General features: G+C 41.8%; 18 protein-coding genes. 16 read left to right on the top strand and 2 right to left on the bottom strand.

Annotation, left to right across the window (positions count from 1 at the left end):
• Positions 1-357 (top strand): MmcQ/YjbR family DNA-binding protein, encoded by a 357-nt coding sequence (locus QVP90_RS17400; RefSeq protein WP_005925963.1) that lies wholly within the window; start codon positions 1-3, stop codon positions 355-357.
• Positions 341-1,108, top strand: a complete 768-nt coding sequence (locus tag QVP90_RS17395; protein ID WP_005925966.1) for a biotin--[acetyl-CoA-carboxylase] ligase — start codon at positions 341-343, stop codon at positions 1,106-1,108. Before QVP90_RS17400 ends, QVP90_RS17395 begins: the two co-directional genes overlap by 17 nt.
• 55 nt (positions 1,109-1,163) lie before the next feature.
• On the opposite strand, the gene QVP90_RS17390 is transcribed toward QVP90_RS17395, so the two are convergent.
• The gene (locus QVP90_RS17390; protein ID WP_007478759.1) at positions 1,164-1,844 is read right to left on the bottom strand and encodes a tetratricopeptide repeat protein; all 681 of its coding nucleotides are present in this window, start codon (positions 1,842-1,844) and stop codon (positions 1,164-1,166) included.
• A gap of 139 nt (positions 1,845-1,983) precedes the next feature.
• Between QVP90_RS17390 and QVP90_RS17385 the strand changes: the two genes are divergently transcribed.
• Complete coding sequence (locus QVP90_RS17385) at positions 1,984-3,312, top strand: MATE family efflux transporter (protein WP_021937129.1); 1,329 nt, start codon at positions 1,984-1,986, stop codon at positions 3,310-3,312.
• Positions 3,313-3,577: 265 nt separating this feature from the next.
• Here the strand turns inward: QVP90_RS17385 and QVP90_RS17380 are convergent, their stop codons facing one another.
• The gene (locus QVP90_RS17380; RefSeq protein ID WP_021937128.1) at positions 3,578-4,183 is read right to left on the bottom strand and encodes a hypothetical protein; all 606 of its coding nucleotides are present in this window, start codon (positions 4,181-4,183) and stop codon (positions 3,578-3,580) included.
• Between the two features lie 229 nt (positions 4,184-4,412).
• Here QVP90_RS17380 and pyrH point away from each other — a divergent pair, with 229 nt between their 5' ends.
• The 13 genes from pyrH (at position 4,413) to QVP90_RS17315 (ending at position 18,759) form a co-directional block, all read left to right on the top strand.
• Positions 4,413-5,123: a UMP kinase gene (gene pyrH / locus QVP90_RS17375; protein ID WP_021937127.1), complete on the top strand. Its 711-nt coding sequence runs from the start codon at positions 4,413-4,415 to the stop codon at positions 5,121-5,123.
• A gap of 83 nt (positions 5,124-5,206) precedes the next feature.
• The gene (frr, locus tag QVP90_RS17370) at positions 5,207-5,767 is read left to right on the top strand and encodes a ribosome recycling factor (RefSeq protein WP_005925982.1); all 561 of its coding nucleotides are present in this window, start codon (positions 5,207-5,209) and stop codon (positions 5,765-5,767) included.
• 144 nt (positions 5,768-5,911) lie between these two features.
• Positions 5,912-6,844 carry a ribosome small subunit-dependent GTPase A gene (rsgA, locus tag QVP90_RS17365; protein WP_021937126.1) on the top strand — a complete coding sequence of 311 codons (933 nt, stop codon included), beginning with the start codon at positions 5,912-5,914 and terminating at the stop codon, positions 6,842-6,844.
• A gap of 128 nt (positions 6,845-6,972) precedes the next feature.
• Complete coding sequence (locus tag QVP90_RS17360) at positions 6,973-8,052, top strand: efflux RND transporter periplasmic adaptor subunit (RefSeq protein ID WP_005925988.1); 1,080 nt, start codon at positions 6,973-6,975, stop codon at positions 8,050-8,052.
• Between the two features lie 12 nt (positions 8,053-8,064).
• Positions 8,065-11,097, top strand: a complete 3,033-nt coding sequence (locus tag QVP90_RS17355; protein ID WP_021937125.1) for an efflux RND transporter permease subunit — start codon at positions 8,065-8,067, stop codon at positions 11,095-11,097.
• A complete protein-coding gene (locus QVP90_RS17350; RefSeq protein ID WP_005925994.1) occupies positions 11,094-12,413 on the top strand; it encodes a TolC family protein in 1,320 nt (439 codons plus the stop codon). Before QVP90_RS17355 ends, QVP90_RS17350 begins: the two co-directional genes overlap by 4 nt.
• A gap of 114 nt (positions 12,414-12,527) precedes the next feature.
• Positions 12,528-13,622 (top strand): pectate lyase, encoded by a 1,095-nt coding sequence (pelA, locus tag QVP90_RS17345; protein WP_005925997.1) that lies wholly within the window; start codon positions 12,528-12,530, stop codon positions 13,620-13,622.
• A gap of 368 nt (positions 13,623-13,990) precedes the next feature.
• Entirely contained in the window at positions 13,991-14,626 is a 636-nt protein-coding gene (locus QVP90_RS17340) for a hypothetical protein (RefSeq protein ID WP_264380762.1), read from the top strand.
• Between the two features lie 303 nt (positions 14,627-14,929).
• Positions 14,930-15,481 carry a hypothetical protein gene (locus tag QVP90_RS17335; protein ID WP_005926005.1) on the top strand — a complete coding sequence of 184 codons (552 nt, stop codon included), beginning with the start codon at positions 14,930-14,932 and terminating at the stop codon, positions 15,479-15,481.
• 195 nt (positions 15,482-15,676) lie between these two features.
• Positions 15,677-16,282, top strand: a complete 606-nt coding sequence (locus QVP90_RS17330; RefSeq protein ID WP_021937123.1) for a hypothetical protein — start codon at positions 15,677-15,679, stop codon at positions 16,280-16,282.
• Positions 16,258-16,521, top strand: a complete 264-nt coding sequence (locus QVP90_RS17325) for a hypothetical protein (RefSeq protein ID WP_021937122.1) — start codon at positions 16,258-16,260, stop codon at positions 16,519-16,521. Before QVP90_RS17330 ends, QVP90_RS17325 begins: the two co-directional genes overlap by 25 nt.
• Before the next feature lie 13 nt (positions 16,522-16,534).
• The gene (locus QVP90_RS17320) at positions 16,535-17,467 is read left to right on the top strand and encodes a hypothetical protein (RefSeq protein WP_021937121.1); all 933 of its coding nucleotides are present in this window, start codon (positions 16,535-16,537) and stop codon (positions 17,465-17,467) included.
• Between the two features lie 131 nt (positions 17,468-17,598).
• Complete coding sequence (locus tag QVP90_RS17315; RefSeq protein WP_021937120.1) at positions 17,599-18,759, top strand: JAB-like toxin 1 domain-containing protein; 1,161 nt, start codon at positions 17,599-17,601, stop codon at positions 18,757-18,759.
• Positions 18,760-18,761 lie beyond the last annotated feature (2 nt).

Raw genomic sequence — 18,761 nt, 5'->3', positions numbered from 1 at the left:
ATGAATGTAGAAAGAGCCAGAGAATACTGTTTAAACAAAAAAGGAACGATTGAATGTCTTCCATTCGATGACGTGTCACTCGTAATAAAAGTAATGGGTAAAATGTTTGCTCTTATCGATCTGGAAAGCGCCAATACCATCGCCTTAAAATGTGATCCTGAGTATGCCCTTGAACTGCGTGAACGTTATACCGCCATAGAGGGTGCCTATCACTTCAATAAGAAATACTGGAATAAAGTCTGCTTTGACCTGGATGCAGACGATCGTCTGATAGAGCAGTTAATAGATCACTCATATGAAGAAGTCATAAAAAAATTCACGAAGAAATTACGCGCCGAATATGATGCACTTCCCTAAAACATTCCCTGTCCCTTTGATTCATTTGGAAGAGACAGATTCGACCAATAAATACCTGAATGAACTCTGTAACAAACAATGTGTAGAAGAGCTGACTACCATAACCGCCGATTTCCAAACTTCGGGCAGAGGTCAACGCGGCAACAGTTGGGAATCGGAAGCCGGACAAAACCTGATGTTCAGCTTTGTCCTCTATCCCACTTTTCTGAAAGCCCGCAGACAATTCCTGCTATCGCAAATCATATCATTGGCCATTAAAGAAGAATTGGAAAGATATGTTTCGAACATTTCTATCAAATGGCCGAACGATATATATTGGAAAGACAAGAAAATTTGCGGCATGCTCATTGAAAACGATCTGACAGGTGTACATATCAGCCGCAGCATCACAGGGATCGGGATCAACGTCAATCAGGAAACGTTCTGTAGTGACGCTCCCAATCCCGTATCTCTGAAACAAATCAACGGTCAGTCGTATGACTGTCCCCAGATACTCGCTTCCGTGATGAAACGGATAAAAACTTACTATAATTTGCTGGCAACCGGAAAAGCCGATATCCAATCTCTTATTGCCGACCGCTATGCCTGCTCCCTTTTTCGCAAGGAAGGTTTTCATCGGTACACCGATGCTAACGGAGATTTTATGGCCCGCTTGTTACGAGTAGAACCAGACGGGCGGTTTATCCTTGAGGACCAAACAGGAACTATACGAAATTATCTATTTAAAGAGGTACAATACATACTTCATTAAAACTTCGCATTGCACAAAAACACAATCAGTCTGCCTTTTCAGATACCTTAAGCAGCTATTTCATTTCCGCTTCCATCTTTTTTATCTTCTCCAGCGTTTTCATTACCTCTGCAGAGGGAAACTGTCGGATCACATTCTGTAAATATTCTTTCGCCTTACCGTAGCCATCTGTCATAAGTTTACTTAATCCGTCTTTATAACGGGCATACTGCATCCGGGTAGGCGAACTGATCTTTTTATAATCACGCATCAGTTGCTGCTTTTCCTGCTCCGCCATCAGATAATAATAGTTTCCGACAAATATATTAGCGGCCAAATGATTTACATCCAGTGAAAGTACCTTCTGATAGGTCAGCAAGGCATCTTTTTCTTTTCCACGACACACTTCTGTTTCCGCGCAGGCAGCAAGCCACTTCACGTCATTAGGATTCTTTTGAAGCACTTCTTTACAGAAGAGGTAGGCTTTGTCATAATTCCGCATAGTTTTGTAATGAAAAGCAAGTTCCTGAGCCATTTTAGTACCCACACTGCTAGCTTTATCAACGCTTGTCCAATAAAACATCTCCGACTTATCAGCATTCAACTGAATAGCCTGGCGGAACAAACTGACCGCTTGCTCCCACTGTTCGGCAGTCATGGCCACCGAAACCTTCTGCAGTACATCTTCGGCGGACTGAGCCGAAAGTGCCAACGGAAAAGAAATTAAAAAAGTAAATAGCAAAGTTAAGGTTTTCATCTCATTAATATTTATTTAGTTAAGCGCTCTGCAAAGATAATGATTTTTATTCTCATTTGTTTATTACGAACTATTTAAATAGCGTTATTGTTCAGTTAAATTTCATGATATATATTTTTTAATATAACTTTGCCTTCAAATGGATAAAAAGAGATCGATCAACACCGGAAACAAACGCATCCTCGAGATAGCAATACCCTCTATTATTTCGAATATAACAGTCCCTCTGCTGGGGCTGATCGACGTCACGATCGTAGGTCATTTAGGTTCCGCCGCCTATATCGGAGCAATTGCCATAGGAGGCATGTTATTCAATATTATTTATTGGATTTTCGGTTTTCTGCGTATGGGAACAAGCGGAATGACCTCGCAAGCCTACGGGCAACGCAATTTGGACGAAGTTACCCGCTTATTGTTACGATCTGTCGGCATAGGATTGCTGATTGCGCTTTGCCTGCTACTACTCCAATATCCCATACAAAAAACAGCTTTTACCCTTATCACTACTACCCGTGAAGTAGAGAATCTGGCAACTCTCTATTTTCGTATCTGTATCTGGGGTGCCCCTGCCGTACTCGGACTTTATGGTTTTGCAGGATGGTTTATCGGGATGCAGAATTCACGTTTTCCCATGTATATCGCGATCACACAGAATATCGTGAATATAATAGCCAGCCTCAGCTTTGTCTACCTACTGAATATGAAAGTAGAAGGAGTCGCCTTAGGCACACTCATAGCCCAATACGCCGGATTCCTGATGGCTCTCCTATTATGGATGCGCCATTACAAACCGCTACGTAAACGTATTGCCATAAAAGGCATTTGGCAAAAGCAGGCTATGTCCCGTTTCTTTTCGGTGAACCGTGATATTTTCTTCCGTACCCTTTGTCTGGTAATCGTCACGATGTTTTTCACATCTGCCGGAGCCGCACAAGGTGAGACCGTACTTGCCGTGAACACTTTGTTAATGCAACTATTCACCCTTTTCTCTTATATTATGGACGGTTTTGCCTATGCCGGCGAAGCTCTGGCCGGTAAGTATATCGGTGCCCGTAACCGGACAGCCCTTCATCAGACTGTCCGGCAACTGTTTGGCTGGGGCATCGGACTTTCTCTATGTTTTACCCTGCTTTACGCTATTGGCGGTAGATCCTTTCTCGGATTACTCACCAATGAAGTCGATGTTATCAACGAAGCAGAAAATTATTTTTATTGGGTGCTTGCTATTCCTCTTGCCGGATTTTCCGCTTTTCTTTGGGACGGTATCTTTATCGGCGCCACAGCTACCCGGCAAATGCTTGTTTCTATGTTTATAGCTTCCACCTGCTTTTTTGCCACTTATTATTCCTTCCATAGCCTGATGGGAAATCACGCCTTATGGATGGCCTTTCTCATCTACCTTTTTCTACGCGGAATCATACAGGCTTTCCTTTCAAGAAAAATCCTGAATATCTTTCCCACTACTTAGAAAGTCCGTTTAGATTCTACTTTTTTTATACAGATCTCTATTTTGCATAGACCTTTGTGGAGTAAGTTGCCCTACCTTCATTCTGTATATTAGATACCGGCATGGATAAACCCGGTCATAGTCCCCCCTTTCACCCAGCTATTCTCCAATGAACTCATATAGATACAATTCTGATCGACGTTCGCTTTCGAACTGGCTGGAGTACGCTCGAAAGAGATGTGTAAATTCTCGATACCGATATTATGACGGATAGTCGTAATATTATTTATCTTATATAGGCTTGTGCATAAGTCTTATCGAGCGTGTAGTACAACGGCGCATCCAATGTAACGACATTCCCTTCTATCTTCTTGATATATCGGTGATAAGACATGTCTACATCACTCGTTTTCCACTTCATCGATTCATCCGTATTCCGTTTGGAGTTCCCACCATGCCACACAGCCTCCAGCCAAGCCGTCGTCGTGGGATACTTCACGCAAATAAGATACCCCACTTTGTAGGCATCCGCATCTGCCACACTGAAACTATAATCACCCGGCATCACTTTTTCCGTAGTAATATTAGTACGAGCACTTACCTTATTGATGGCAGCCTGAATGTGCGCCGTATTATCCGCAGCAACATCCGGCAGCGGACTGATCGTTTCCGTCCGGTCCGGCATATCTATTATCGGTACCGGTTCTCCATTCCTATATCCAGCCTGACTGAAATCAGGCAAAACAAATCCGTCGGCATTTTGAATATAAGTCAGTGCTCCGTCACCGGCCACCTTTAAGAGTTGCGACTGCCAACTGTCCTGGGCTCGGAGAATCCCTGCACATAATGCAGAAACCACTCCCGTTAAAAGCAATTTAATACTATTCTTCATAAATAATTATTTTTTTGACCTCCAAAGAAAGGCAATATCCCTTATACCGCTTTGCAGCATTGTCCCAAATGTTATTACAATTATCTCAATCCGAAGCCGGGCAGACAACCCCTCTTTTCCGTAAATTACAAACAGTCCCCGATTACATATTTCTCACATCCTGTAAGCCAAACAATATGATATTCATTTATATTCCTTATATTTGCACAAACTAAATAATATATATCTTATGACAAAATACAAGAGAATCCTATTAAAGCTCAGTGGTGAAAGCTTGATGGGAGAAAAGAAAAGCGGTATCGACGAGAAAAGACTGGCAGAGTATGCAGCCCAAATCAAAGAAATTCATGAACAAGGAGTACAGATAGGAATCGTAATCGGCGGTGGTAACTTCTTTCGTGGATTGACCGGTACAGGTAAAGGATACGACCGCGTAAAAGGAGACCAGATGGGGATGTTAGCTACCGTAATGAACAGCCTTGCCCTTAGTTCGGCATTGGTGGCAGCCGGTGTGAAAGCCCGTGTACTGACAGCTATCCGTATGGAACCGATAGGCGAATTCTACAGCAAGTGGAAAGCCATTGAATATATGGAAGCCGGAGAAATCGTGATCATGTCTGCCGGAACCGGAAACCCCTTCTTTACTACTGATACCGGTTCTTCTCTCCGTGGCATCGAAATAGAAGCAGACGTCATGCTGAAAGGCACACGGGTGGATGGCATTTATACGGCCGATCCGGAGAAAGACCCGACTGCTACAAAATTCAATGACATCACCTATGATGAAGTGTTGAAGCGCGGCCTGAAAGTAATGGACCTCACAGCCACGTGCATGTGCAAAGAAAACAATCTGCCGATTGTAGTATTCGATATGGACACCGTGGGAAATCTGAAGAAAGTCATCGAAGGAAAAGAAATCGGTACAGTCGTGCATAATTAACAGTATATTTGCAGATAAGCAAAAAATAATCTACTTTTGTTCTATATTCAGTAAAAATAGCAAAACTATAAAAACTAAAAGATATGATAGACGTTAAGACTTGTATCAACGATTCACAAGAGAAAATGGATATGGCCATCATGTACCTGGAAGAGGCATTGGCTCATATTCGTGCCGGAAAAGCAAGTACGAGACTATTGGACGGAATCCGTGTGGATTCTTACGGAAGTATGGTACCAATCAGTAACGTGGCAGCTGTAACTACGCCGGATGCGCGTAGTATCACGATTAAGCCGTGGGACAAAAGCATGTTCCGGGTTATCGAAAAGGCAATCATTGATTCCGACTTGGGTATCATGCCCGAAAACAATGGAGAAATCATCCGCATCGGTATTCCTCCGTTGACTGAAGAACGCCGTAAACAATTGGCAAAACAATGTAAGGCCGAAGGTGAAACAGCCAAAGTCAGTGTACGCAATGCGCGCCGTGACGGTATAGATACACTGAAAAAAGCAGTTAAAGAAGGTCTTGCAGAAGATGAACAAAAGAATGCCGAAGCCAAACTGCAAAAGATCCATGATAAGTATATCAAGCAGATCGACGACATGCTGGCTGAAAAGGATAAGGAGATAATGACAGTGTAAATTTAGTTGAAAGTTGAGAGTTGAAAGTTGAAAGTTACTATTCAGCGTGATTGCATAAGTAATTTTCCACTTTTAAGTGACGGGTAACTCTCAACTATCTAAGAATTCTCAACTTTCAACTCTCAACTTTCAACTAAATAAAATATGCGTGGATTAGTTATAAAGAATACAGGAAGCTGGTATCAAGTCAGGACAGATGACGGACAATTTATCGAGTGTAAGATAAAGGGGAATTTCCGTCTGAAAGGAATACGGAGCACAAATCCTGTGGCAGTAGGCGACCGGGTGCAAATTATACTGAACCAGGAAGGTACTGCATTCATTAACGAAATAGAAGATAGAAAGAATTATATCATCCGCCGGTCTTCGAATCTTTCCAAGCAATCACATATTCTCGCCGCCAACCTTGACCAATGCATGCTGGTGGTGACAATCAATTACCCCGAAACATCCACCATCTTTATCGATCGTTTTGTAGCTTCGGCGGAAGCTTATCGTATACCTGTCAAACTGGTATTCAATAAAGTCGATGCATATGATGAAGATGAACTTCATTATTTAGACAGTCTCATTAACCTTTATACCCATATCGGCTATCCCTGCTTTAAGATTTCCGCTAAAAGCAAACAAGGAATCGATGCCATTCAAAAAGAATTAAAAGGACGGATTACGCTCTTCTCCGGACATTCGGGAGTAGGAAAATCCACACTTATCAATGCCATACTTCCGGGACAAGAAGTCAAAACGGCAGAAATATCTACTTATCACAACAAAGGAATGCATACCACCACTTTCTCCGAAATGTTTCCCGTTGAAGGAGGAGGGTATATCATCGATACTCCGGGCATCAAAGGGTTCGGAACATTCAACATGGAAGAAGAAGAAATCGGACATTACTTCCCCGAAATATTCAAATTTTCTGCCGACTGTAAATACAACAACTGCACCCATCGTCAAGAGCCGGGTTGTGCAGTAAGACAAGCCGTAGAGCAGCACTATATCAGCGAATCACGCTATACCTCCTACCTCAATATGCTCGAAGATAAAGAGGAAAGAAAATACCGAGCAGCCTATTAATTTATTAACTCTTTTTCACGCTACACATATTAAACTTTCCTGCCATACTCCTGTCTAACCTACAAGATTATCAATTGCTATATTTAACAGGTGCACTGCCACATGTACCTATATAACATAAAACATACATGGACAAGAGAATTAAATGGGGTATTATTATTCTTGTAGGTGCCGGATTAATAGGAGGTGGCATCTACTCTCAAATGCCTAAACAAAATGAAGAATTGGCTGCTGCCGATAAAGTATCCAAAGCTCAGAAAGGGAACAAGAGAATTCTAAATGTAAACGCACGGATTATCAAACCGCAACTGCTTACTGATGAAATCCGGATTAGCGGTAGCCTGCTGCCGGATGAAGAGGTAGACCTTTCATTCGAAACATCCGGAAAGATTGTAGAAATAAACTTTGACGAAGGTAGTACCGTTCAGAAAGGACAGTTACTGGCCAAAGTCAACGACCGACAGTTGCAAGCCCAACTTCAACGTCTCGTTTCCCAACTGAAACTGGCGGAAGACCGCGTATTTCGTCAGAATGCACTTCTTGAAAGAGACGCCGTAAGTAAAGAGGCTTACGAACAGGTAAAAACAGAACTGGCTACCCTGAATGCCGACATAGATATCGTAAAAGCCAATATCGCACTGACGGAACTCCGTGCACCGTTTGACGGAGTGATAGGTTTGCGCCAGGTCAGTGTCGGTGCATATGCCTCTCCCAGCACCATTGTAGCAAAACTCACAAAAATTTCCCCTTTGAAAGTAGAATTTTCCGTTCCGGAACGCTATGCCGGAGAAGTGAAAAGAGGAGCGAACCTGATTTTCAACCTGGAAGGAAAACTGGACGGATTCCCGGCTAAAGTATATGCCACAGAGTCTAAAATCAGTGATATGCACACCCTTACCGTACGCGCACTTTATCCGAACAGCAACGGGAGCATACTCCCTGGCCGATACGTCAGTGTCCATCTGAAAAAAGAAGAGATTCCGAATGCCATTGCAGTACCTTCGGAAGCGATCGTACCGGAAATGGGTAAAGATAAAATATATCTTTATAAAGACGGAAAAGCGCAACCAGTGGAAATATTGACCGGTATCCGTACCGAAGCAGAAGTGCAAGTATTGCGGGGATTGCAAGTAGGCGATACAATCATCACTTCGGGAACCTTGCAACTCCGTACAGGATTACCAGTAACTCTTGATAACATCGATTAAACCTGCCGCCTTATGAATATATCCGAATTAAGTATACGCCGGCCGGTATTATCGACGGTATTAACCCTCATTATCCTTCTCTTCGGATTCATCGGATACAGCTATCTCGGCGTCCGTGAATATCCGTCGGTAGATAATCCTATCATTTCGGTTTCCTGTTCCTATCCCGGTGCAAATGCCGATGTTATCGAGAATCAGATTACCGAACCGTTGGAACAGAACATCAACGGTATTCCCGGTATCCGCTCGCTTTCAAGCGTCAGCCAGCAGGGACAATGCCGCATTACCGTAGAGTTCGAATTGTCCGTCGATCTGGAAACCGCAGCCAATGACGTGCGCGACAAAGTATCGCGTGCACAACGTTATCTTCCCCGCGACTGTGATCCTCCTACGGTATCGAAAGCAGATGCCGACGCTACGCCGATCCTGATGGTAGCTCTCCAAAGCGAACGGCGATCGCTGCTGGAACTGAGTGAAATAGCCGACCTCACTGTAAAAGAGCAACTTCAGACAATATCAGATGTGAGCAGTGTATCCATTTGGGGTGAAAAGCGCTACTCCATGCGTCTGTGGCTCGATCCGATCAAGATGTCCGGTTACGGTATCACTCCCGTAGACGTGAAAAATGCAGTCGACAATGAAAACGTGGAACTTCCCTCAGGCAGCATTGAAGGAAATACGATAGAACTGACGATCCGTACTTTAGGTTTGATGCATACGGCAGATGAGTTTAATGATCTGATCATCAAGGAAGACAACAACCAGATTGTGCGTTTCAGCGATATCGGTCGTGCCGAATTAAGCCCGGCAGATATAAAGAGCTACATGAAGATGAACGGCGTTCCGATGGTAGGTGTGGTAGTCATCCCCCAACCGGGAGCTAACCATATCAAAATAGCCGATGCCGTGTACGACCGTATGGAAAGGATGCAAAAAGACCTTCCCGAAGATGTACATTACAATTACGGATTCGACAATACCAAATTTATCCGTGCTTCTATCGATGAGGTCGAACAGACTGTATACGAAGCATTCATATTGGTCATCATCATTATCTTCCTCTTCTTACGTGACTGGCGCGTAACACTCGTGCCTTGCATCGTGATCCCCGTTTCATTGATCGGTGCATTTTTCGTCATGTATCTGGCAGGATTTTCCATCAATGTGCTTTCCATGCTTGCCGTCGTACTATCGGTGGGACTTGTGGTAGACGATGCCATTGTAATGACAGAGAACATCTATGTGCGTATCGAACAAGGAATGGCACCTAAAGAGGCCGGTATCGAGGGAGCAAAAGAAATTTTCTTTGCCGTTATCTCCACCACCATCACACTGGTAGCCGTATTCTTCCCCATCGTATTCATGGATGGTATGACAGGTAAACTCTTCCGTGAGTTCAGCTTGGTTATTTCAGGATCGGTTATCATTTCCTCTTTCGCCGCATTGACTTTCACACCGATGCTTGCCACCAAGCTATTGATAAAACGTGAAAAGCAGAATTGGTTTTACAGGAAAACAGAACCCTTTTTCGAAGGGATAAACCGCATTTACAGCCGTTCACTGGCAGCTTTCCTGAAAAAGCGCTGGTTGGCACTTCCGGTTATCGCCGTTACCATCGGTATCATTGTCTTTTTATGGGGATACATTCCGGCAGAAATGGCTCCGCTTGAAGACCGCTCACAAATCAGTATAAATACACGCGGAGCAGAAGGAGTAACCTACGAATATATACGGGATTATACAGAAGATATCAATGATTTGGTAGATTCGATCATTCCCGATGCGGAATCTGTGACAGCCCGCGTTTCGAGCGGTAGCGGAAACGTGCGTATCACATTGAAAGACATGAAAGACCGAGATTACTCTCAGATGGACGTAGCCGAGGAGTTATCAAAAGCCGTACAGAAAAAAACAATGGCGCGTTCTTTCGTGCAGCAGTCCTCATCTTTCGGCGGACGTCGCGGTGGCATGCCGATACAATATGTATTGCAAGCCACCAACCTGGAAAAACTGCAAGAGGTACTGCCGAAATTCATGGCAAAGGTTTATGAAAATCCGGTATTCCAAATGGCCGATGTCGATTTGAAATTCAGCAAGCCCGAAGCCCGTATCAATATCAATCGTGATAAAGCCAGTATCATGGGAGTCAGTACCCGTAACATAGCCCAGACACTCCAATACGGTCTGAGCGGACAACGTATGGGATACTTTTACATGAACGGAAAACAATACGAGATTTTAGGTGAGATCAATCGCCAGCAACGCAATAAACCGGCCGATCTGAAAGCCATCTATGTGCGAAGTGACAAAGGGGATATGGTACAGCTCGACAACCTCATAGAACTGACAAACGGTATCGCCCCTCCGAAACTGTATCGTTACAATCGTTTTGCATCGGCCACGGTTTCCGCAGGATTGGCAGAAGGAAAAACTATCGGTCAGGGGCTGGACGAAATGGATAAGATAGCCAAAGAGACATTGGACGACTCTTTCCGTACCGCACTGACCGGAGACTCCAAAGAGTATCGCGAAAGTTCATCAAGTCTGATGTTTGCTTTCATATTGGCTATTTTCCTGATCTATCTGATCCTCGCTGCTCAGTTCGAAAGCTTCAAAGACCCGTTAATCGTAATGCTGACCGTGCCCCTCGCCATTGCCGGTGCACTGATATTTATGTACTTCGGTGGAATAACGATGAATATCTTCAGCCAGATCGGTATTATCATGCTCATCGGATTGGTGGCTAAAAACGGTATCCTTATCGTGGAGTTCGCCAACCAAAAACAGGAAAGCGGTGAAGATAAAATGAACGCCATCAAAGATGCTTCATTACAGCGTCTGCGCCCTATCCTAATGACGAGTGCATCTACCATATTGGGACTGATACCACTTGCCTTTGCCACCAGTGAAGGCTGCAACCAGCGTATCGCCATGGGAACGGCAGTAGTAGGCGGTATGCTGATCTCCACACTGATGACGATGTACATCGTCCCTGCCATATACAGCTATATTTCAACGAACCGTAATAAGTTAAGAGAATCATGAAACGAATCTTAATGCTCGCTATCGTTTGCAGCCTGCTCCTCACCGGACAGGCTCAGAAACAAGTATATACTTTAAAGTCCTGTCTGGAAGAAGGACTACAGAATAACTATTCGTTGCGCATCACCCATAATGAAGAGCAGGTCAGCAAAAACAATGCAACGTTAGGAAATGCCGGCTATCTGCCTACGCTCGATTTCAGTGCCGGATACAAAGGAACTGTAGACAACACCCGAACGAAAGTCCGTGAAAGCGGAGAAACAATCAAAGAAAACGGTGTATTCGATCAAACAATCGATGTAGGGCTTAATCTCAACTGGACTATTTTCGACGGCTTCAACATTCAGGCCAACTACCAAAAGCTCAAGGAACTGGAGCTACAAGGCGAAACAAATACCCGTATAGCCATCGAAGACTTTGTGGCCAGCCTTGCCGCAGAATACTATAACTTTGTCCAGCAAAAAATACGTCTCGCCAATTTGCACTATGCCGTAAAACTGTCTAAAGAACGGCTCCGCATCGTGGAAGAACGCTATCACATCGGTAACTTCTCCCGTCTCGACTATCAGCAAGCCAAAGTAGACTTTAATGCAGACAGTGCCAAATATATGAAACAGCAGGAGTTGCTGCATACCTCCCGTATCAATCTGAATGAGCTGATGGCAAATGCGGATGTAGACCAGCCGCTCTTCATCGAAGACTCCATCATCAAAGTAAACGCCCATCTGAACTTTGAGGAGCTATGGAATGCCACGCTGCAAACCAATGCGTCTTTACTGAAAGCCGATCAGAATACTACCATTGCCCAACTGGACTATAAAAAAGTAAATTCACGTAATTATCCGTACCTGAAACTGAACACCGGTTACGGATATACTTTCAATAAATACGACATAGCTTCCAACAGTCAACGGGGGAACTTGGGATTCAATGGCGGACTGACCATCGGTTTTAATATATTCGACGGAAACCGCCGGCGTGAAAAACGCAATGCCAGCATTGCCGTAAAAAATTCCCGTCTGCAACGTCAAGAACTGGAACAAGCATTACGGGCAGACATCAGTAACCTGTGGCAAGCTTATCGCAATAACCTGCAATTGCTCAATCTGGAACGCCAAAATCTTATAGCCGCCAAAGAAAACCATGAGATAGCTATGGAACGTTATATGCTCGGTGACCTCGCCGGTATCGAAATGCGTGAAGCTCAAAAGAGCCTACTGGATGCCGAAGAACGAATACTCTCTGCTGAATATGATACAAAGCTGTGCGAGATTTCACTTTTACAGATTAGTGGCAAGGTATTGAAATACATGGAATAGGGATTAGGTATAAGTGATCATTTTTTCTCCCACATAAAACAATATTTACCTCTTCTTCCCCCTGTTTTCCCCTATCTTTGCCACATACAATAAGGTAATAAACAACAGCAAACCATGAAGAAAATTTTATTAATTGCCCTGTCATGCTTCTTTCTGACAGGTCTTTCTGCCCAAACGGACACCAATTACAAAGAGAAACACCCATATAAAGACTGGGTAAAGATTGCACCGAAATTTGACGATGCATTTTTTAAAACGCCGGAAGCCATCCGCATTGCCGACAATGTATTACTGTATCAGCAAATTACCGGAGGATGGCCTAAAAACATTTATATGGCGGCCGAACTGACAGACCAGGAACGTAAAGATGCTCTCAAGATGAAAGAGAACGTGAATTTAAGCACAATCGACAACCGTGCTACCATCACAGAAATGAATTATCTGGCCCGTATCTATCTGGCAACTCAAGATGAAAAATACAAAGATGCCTTCCTCCGTGGACTACAATATCTCTTCGAAGCACAATATGAAAATGGAGGTTGGCCACAATTCTATCCACGTCCCAAAGGGTATTACATCCATATCACATACAATGATGACGCCATGATCAATGTGATGAAGCTTTTGAGAGATATAACCAAAGCGAAAGCTCCCTATACTTTCGTTCCCGATGCGGCACGGCAACAAGCACAGGTAGCTTTGGACAAAGGAGTGGAATGCATTTTGAAAACCCAAGTAAAACAAAATGGCAAACTCACCGTATGGTGTGCACAGCACGACCGCGAAACACTTGCTCCTGCCAAAGCACGCGCCTACGAACTTCCTTCGCTAAGCGGACAAGAATCAGACGATATCGTACTCTTCCTTATGTCCTTATCTAAACCGACTCCGGAAATGATTGCTTCCATCGATGCTGCTATCGAATGGTTTAAGGAATCGGAAATAAAAAATATAAAGAAAGAGTATTTCACCAATGCAGATGGCAAGAAAGACTACAGAATGGTACCTTGTACAGATTGTGAACCACTATGGGCCCGTTTCTACGAATTAGAGACCAACCGCCCTTTCTTCTGTGACCGTGACGGAATTAAGAAATATGATATCTCCGAAATCGGTTATGAACGCCGTAATGGTTATAGTTGGTACAACAATGGAGGTCTGAAAGTATTGGCAAAGTACAAAGAGTGGAAGAAGAAATTAGAGAAGTAATCATCCTCCCCAATATATAAATTATTAAATCCCATTATTTGCAGTTAGTACACCTACTGTAAATAATGGGATTTTTATCATAACACATCAGATAGTTTCTACTTATTGAAACCAATGGTTCCATCGGCATGGAACTGTTGGTTTCGTTCGTATGGAACTCTTCGTTTCATCCGTATGGAACCAATGGTTTCTCCGAAAGAAACCTTTCGTTTCATACGGGGAAACAAAATCAAACACAACATCTACAAAAACAGAGCAAGAAGCTTCATCCTATTGATTTTCATTAATCTTTATGTGTTTTTCCAAATTTCCCTCGATGAATTAATAATAAATTCTTAACATTGCAAATGTTACCATCATCAACTGCTATGAACAAATCGTTAACCATACTCCTCATTACTTTATTATGTAGTTGCTATTCTTATGCTCAATTACCGGTGATTCCGGTACCCGTCCCCAATGCGATGGATACTTATGGAACAAACATTAATTTCCCGTCTTCTCCCGGACCATCTGCTCCCTTTACCCCAAGTAAACAACAAAATAACATATACGACCCCAATGAACTGATACGCCGGAGACAAAGAGTACAGCAAGAGATAGAGGAAGCAACCGCCATGATGAGAGAAATAGAAGAATGTTACAGTATAGCGAGCTCTCTGACAAAAAATGGCTTTCCATCTCAAGCCAATATCCCCGGCACAGAATATTTCCGTTCTGCTTATCAAGAAATTAGCGACATGTTGCATGACTCCATTACTCTAAATCTGGAACGGGCTATTTTCCTGATAGAAAACGCATTCCTGAACAACCAATTAAACTTTAACGATTTTCAAAAGAGTATCAGTGAAAAAGCAGACTATTGTAAATGGAGAATGAGCGAACTAAAACTCAATCCGCATGACGGACTGGTACAAAATATGGCTATCTTCAGCTTGCTCACCGATACCTTGAATGTCCGGCAACTCGGAAACATTAAAGAAAATATCACCGGAAGCTTATAAACATTATGAACATATGCATAAGCTCTATAAGGAAATCGACAACAGTGGCTATGAGGATATGCCTAAAGAAATCTATGCACGTCGGTTACGCCATGTAGAGAAACTTAAAAAAGAAGAAGACGGACATGACTAACCCGCTATAAGAAAAACAGTGAAATAACAATCTTAAACAAAATATGGACTGGATCGGATAAAAAGCAAGGTCACTCGATCATGGATTTTTATGACCAAATAACCAATCTTCCAGAGGGACGTTATCAATTTATAGATGGAAAGTTTGTTTCATATTAAATTACGTATACAATGAAAGCACTATTTTCTAAAAAGAGTATCATAACGCTGTCGATCTTATTGGTAATTGATATAATTATGATTGGTTGTTGGACGTTGTATAGCCAACCTGATGAAAGTATGACTATCATATTATTATTCATTATTCCTATGGTATTTTTAGCCAATTTAATGATTGCCGGTATATTCTATTTTATCAAAATATATTACACTCCTTTTTTCGTGATTAATGCTTTTTTATCTTCTTTTTTAGTGTACCTTTTTTTTGTACAATATATTGAAATTGATAAACGTATTCGTATGGATAGTTGGAAGTTTTTTATTGGTGGAGTTGAATATACCATATCGTGCGACGACATCAATAAAGATGGTAGTTATTATAGCATACAACATAGTCCTGAACCGGGTTTATCAATTGGTGGTGAGAATGAAAGAGGAATAGTTTTCACTCGAAACGATACTGTATATTTCACTGCCATAGATAGTACAACATATTTCATTTGTAACAATTATTTATATGGATACAAAAATATTGATAAAGTAAAAGTGAAAAAGAAGTATTAGTCAGGGGTTATTGAATTATTAATAGCAATATCATTGTAACATAATTCTCCCATTCCGCTTTCTGATAAATAATAAAAGACAAGAAAAAGATACATTATTAAAGCATTTCACTAATTATCAATCATTTTTTCATACTTTTCTTGATCAAGTAACAATAAATTCTTAACATTGCAAATATTACCATTATCAACTGCTATGAACAAATTGTTAACCATACTCCTCATTACTTTATTATGTAGTTGTTATTCTTATGCTCAATTACCGGGTATTCCGGTACCCGTCCCTAATGCGATGGATACTTATGGAATAAACATTAATCTCCCGTCTTCCCCCGGACCATCTGCTCCCTTTACCCCAAGTAAACAGCAAAACAATATATACGACCCCAATGAACTGATACGCCGGAGACAAAGAGTACAGCAAGAGATAGAGGAAGCAACCGCCATGATGAGAGAAATAGAAGAATGTTACAGTATAGCGAGCTCTCTGACAAAAAATGGCTTTCCATCTCAAGCCAATATCCCCGGCACAGAATATTTCCGTGAGGAGGCAACCGCCATGATGAGAGAAATAGAAGAATGTTACAGCATAGCGAGCTCTCTGACCAAAAACGGCTTCCCATCCCAAGCCGGTATCCCCGGCACAGAATACTTCCGCTCTGCTTATCAAGAAATTAGCGACATGTTGCATGATTCCATTCCTCTAAATCTGGAACGGGCTATTTTTCTGATAGAAAACGCATATATTTCCGTTCTGCTTATCAAGAAATTAGCGACATGTTGCATGACTCCATTACTCTAAATCTGGAACGGGCTATTTTCCTGATAGAAAACGCATTCCTGAACAACCAATTAAACTTTAACGATTTTCAAAAGAGTATCAGTGAAAAAGCAGACTATTGTAAATGGAGAATGAGCGAACTAAAACTCAATCCGCATGACGGACTGGTACAAAATATGGCTATCTTCAGCTTGCTCACCGATACCTTGAATGTCCGGCAACTCGGAAACATTAAAGAAAATATCACCGGAAGCTTATAAACATTATGAACATATGCATAAGCTCTATAAGGAAATCGACAACAGTAACCAATTAAACTTTAACGATTTTCAAAAGAGTATCAGTGAAAAGGCAGACTATTGTAAATGGAGAATGAGAGAACTAAAACTCAATCCACATGACGGACTGGCACAAAATATGGCTATCTTCAGCTTGCTCACCGATACCTTGAATATCCGGCAACCCGGAACAGAAAAGACGGTCACACATTATCCCCTGAAATACAATTTGGACGATTATGACAGCCAAAAGAATTTTACCAGTCATTTTGTAAATACCCTACTGACAACCAATGTAGGGCAATGTCATTCGATGCCTCTTCTTTATTTGATTTTAGCAGAAAGGTTAGGTGCAAAAGCTTACTTGGCTTTGGCTCCTCAACATTCGTTTGTGAAAATACAGGATGATAATGGAGCCTGGTATAATCTGGAGCTTACTTGCCGCTCCATCTTGAGTGACTATCACTATATGAACAGTAGTTATATCAAAAGTGAAGCCATACGCAATAAACTATATATGAACCCACTAAGCAAGAAAGAAACGGTTGCTTCTCTTCTTACCACGCTGGGGCAATATTATCTCATGAAATATGGTTATGATCCGTTTATTTTGGACTGTTTACATACGGCGGAATCCTATTCACCTCATGATATTTATAATAAAATCATGGAAGCCGACTATGAAACCAGATTAACTTTGGAAATAGCCCGTTTGTTGAATGCCCGCCACCCGGAAACATTAAAGAAAATATCACCGGAAGCTTATAAACATTATGAACGTATGCATGAGCTCTATAAGGAAATTGACAACAGCGGCTATGAGGATATGCCTAAAGAAATCTATGCACGTTGGTTACGCCATGTAGAGAAACTTAAAAAAGAAGAAGACGGACATGCCCAACCCACTATAAGAAAAACAGTGAAATAACAATCTTAAACAAAATATGGATATGAAGAAATTTACGGGACTTATCATGTTGGTAATTGCAACCTGTTTGAAAATTAAAACCCCGCCTTTTTTGTAAAAGAAAACAGTAAAATAACAATCTTAAACAAAATATGGATATAAAGAAATTTACGGGATTTATCATACTGGTAATTGCAGCCTGTTTGAAATTACAAGCCCAGCACTCCGAAGGAAATCCATTTGCACGTTTGGGGTATAAAGCCGATGTGTATACTTTCGGAGAGAAAGAAGAATTTCACGATCAAGAAACGATTGTAGAAATCGGGGAGGTACTGTTTAATACGAAGACAAACGAGGTAGTCGGCTTTGTAAACGGTGCAGATTCGTTGATAGAACTAAAACCGGAATTGCAGAGTCCATTTGCACGTTTGGGGTATAAAGCCGATGTGTATACTTTCGGGGAGAAAGAAGAATTTCACGATCTGGAAGAAATTGTAGAAATTGGGGAGGTATTGTTTAATACGAAGACAAACAAGGTAGTCGGCTTTGTAGAGGATGCAGATTCGTTGATAGAACTAAAACCGGAATTACAAAGCATGTCGATTGATCCTTTATGTGAAAAATATTATTCAATCAGTCCTTATGTGTATTGCATGAATAATCCGGTAAGATTTATCGACCCAGATGGAACAGATGTTTGGGAACTGAGATATGATGGGACAGTAGAATGGATTGAAGAAAGTGAAAAACATACAATGTACGCACTTAATCAAGATGGTGAAAGAACGGGTGCTTCAATCAGTATCTCTGATAGAACTATTTTTGACCAACTTGCTGAAGGAAGAAACAGGAGTGATTATGATGGCAGCTATGCCATTACAAATTCTCATGAAGTTGGTGATGTCTACATATTTGCTGCCAATAACACAAAAGTGGAATGGGGATTATCAGGTTATCAAGGGAAAAACGGAAGACAATATGTACTCCATACCCAAAATATTAATAACACTGTGCTGCCAAGAGACAATAGTGAAGAAGGACTAACAATCGCCAATCAATATTTTGATATGCATAGCCATCCTGATCATGACGGTACAGAAGGAGGATCAGGCTATATCATAGGAGGAGGAGACAAGAAATTTGTCACAAACAACTATCAAAAGGCCAAAGAACAAGGGACAACACCACCGACTTACTATGTTTACCATAGACAATCTAAAATTATATATCAGTATACTCCTTGGAAATCTAACATTTATATAAAAAAAGTAACCAATAATACAGGATTACGCTTCATAGTACCTAAAAAATAAAA

Source organism: Bacteroides sp. CAG:189 (assembly GCF_000432295.1).
Lineage (GTDB): Bacteria > Bacteroidota > Bacteroidia > Bacteroidales > Bacteroidaceae > Bacteroides > Bacteroides salyersiae.
This window is presented reverse-complemented; position numbering and strand designations above follow the sequence as displayed.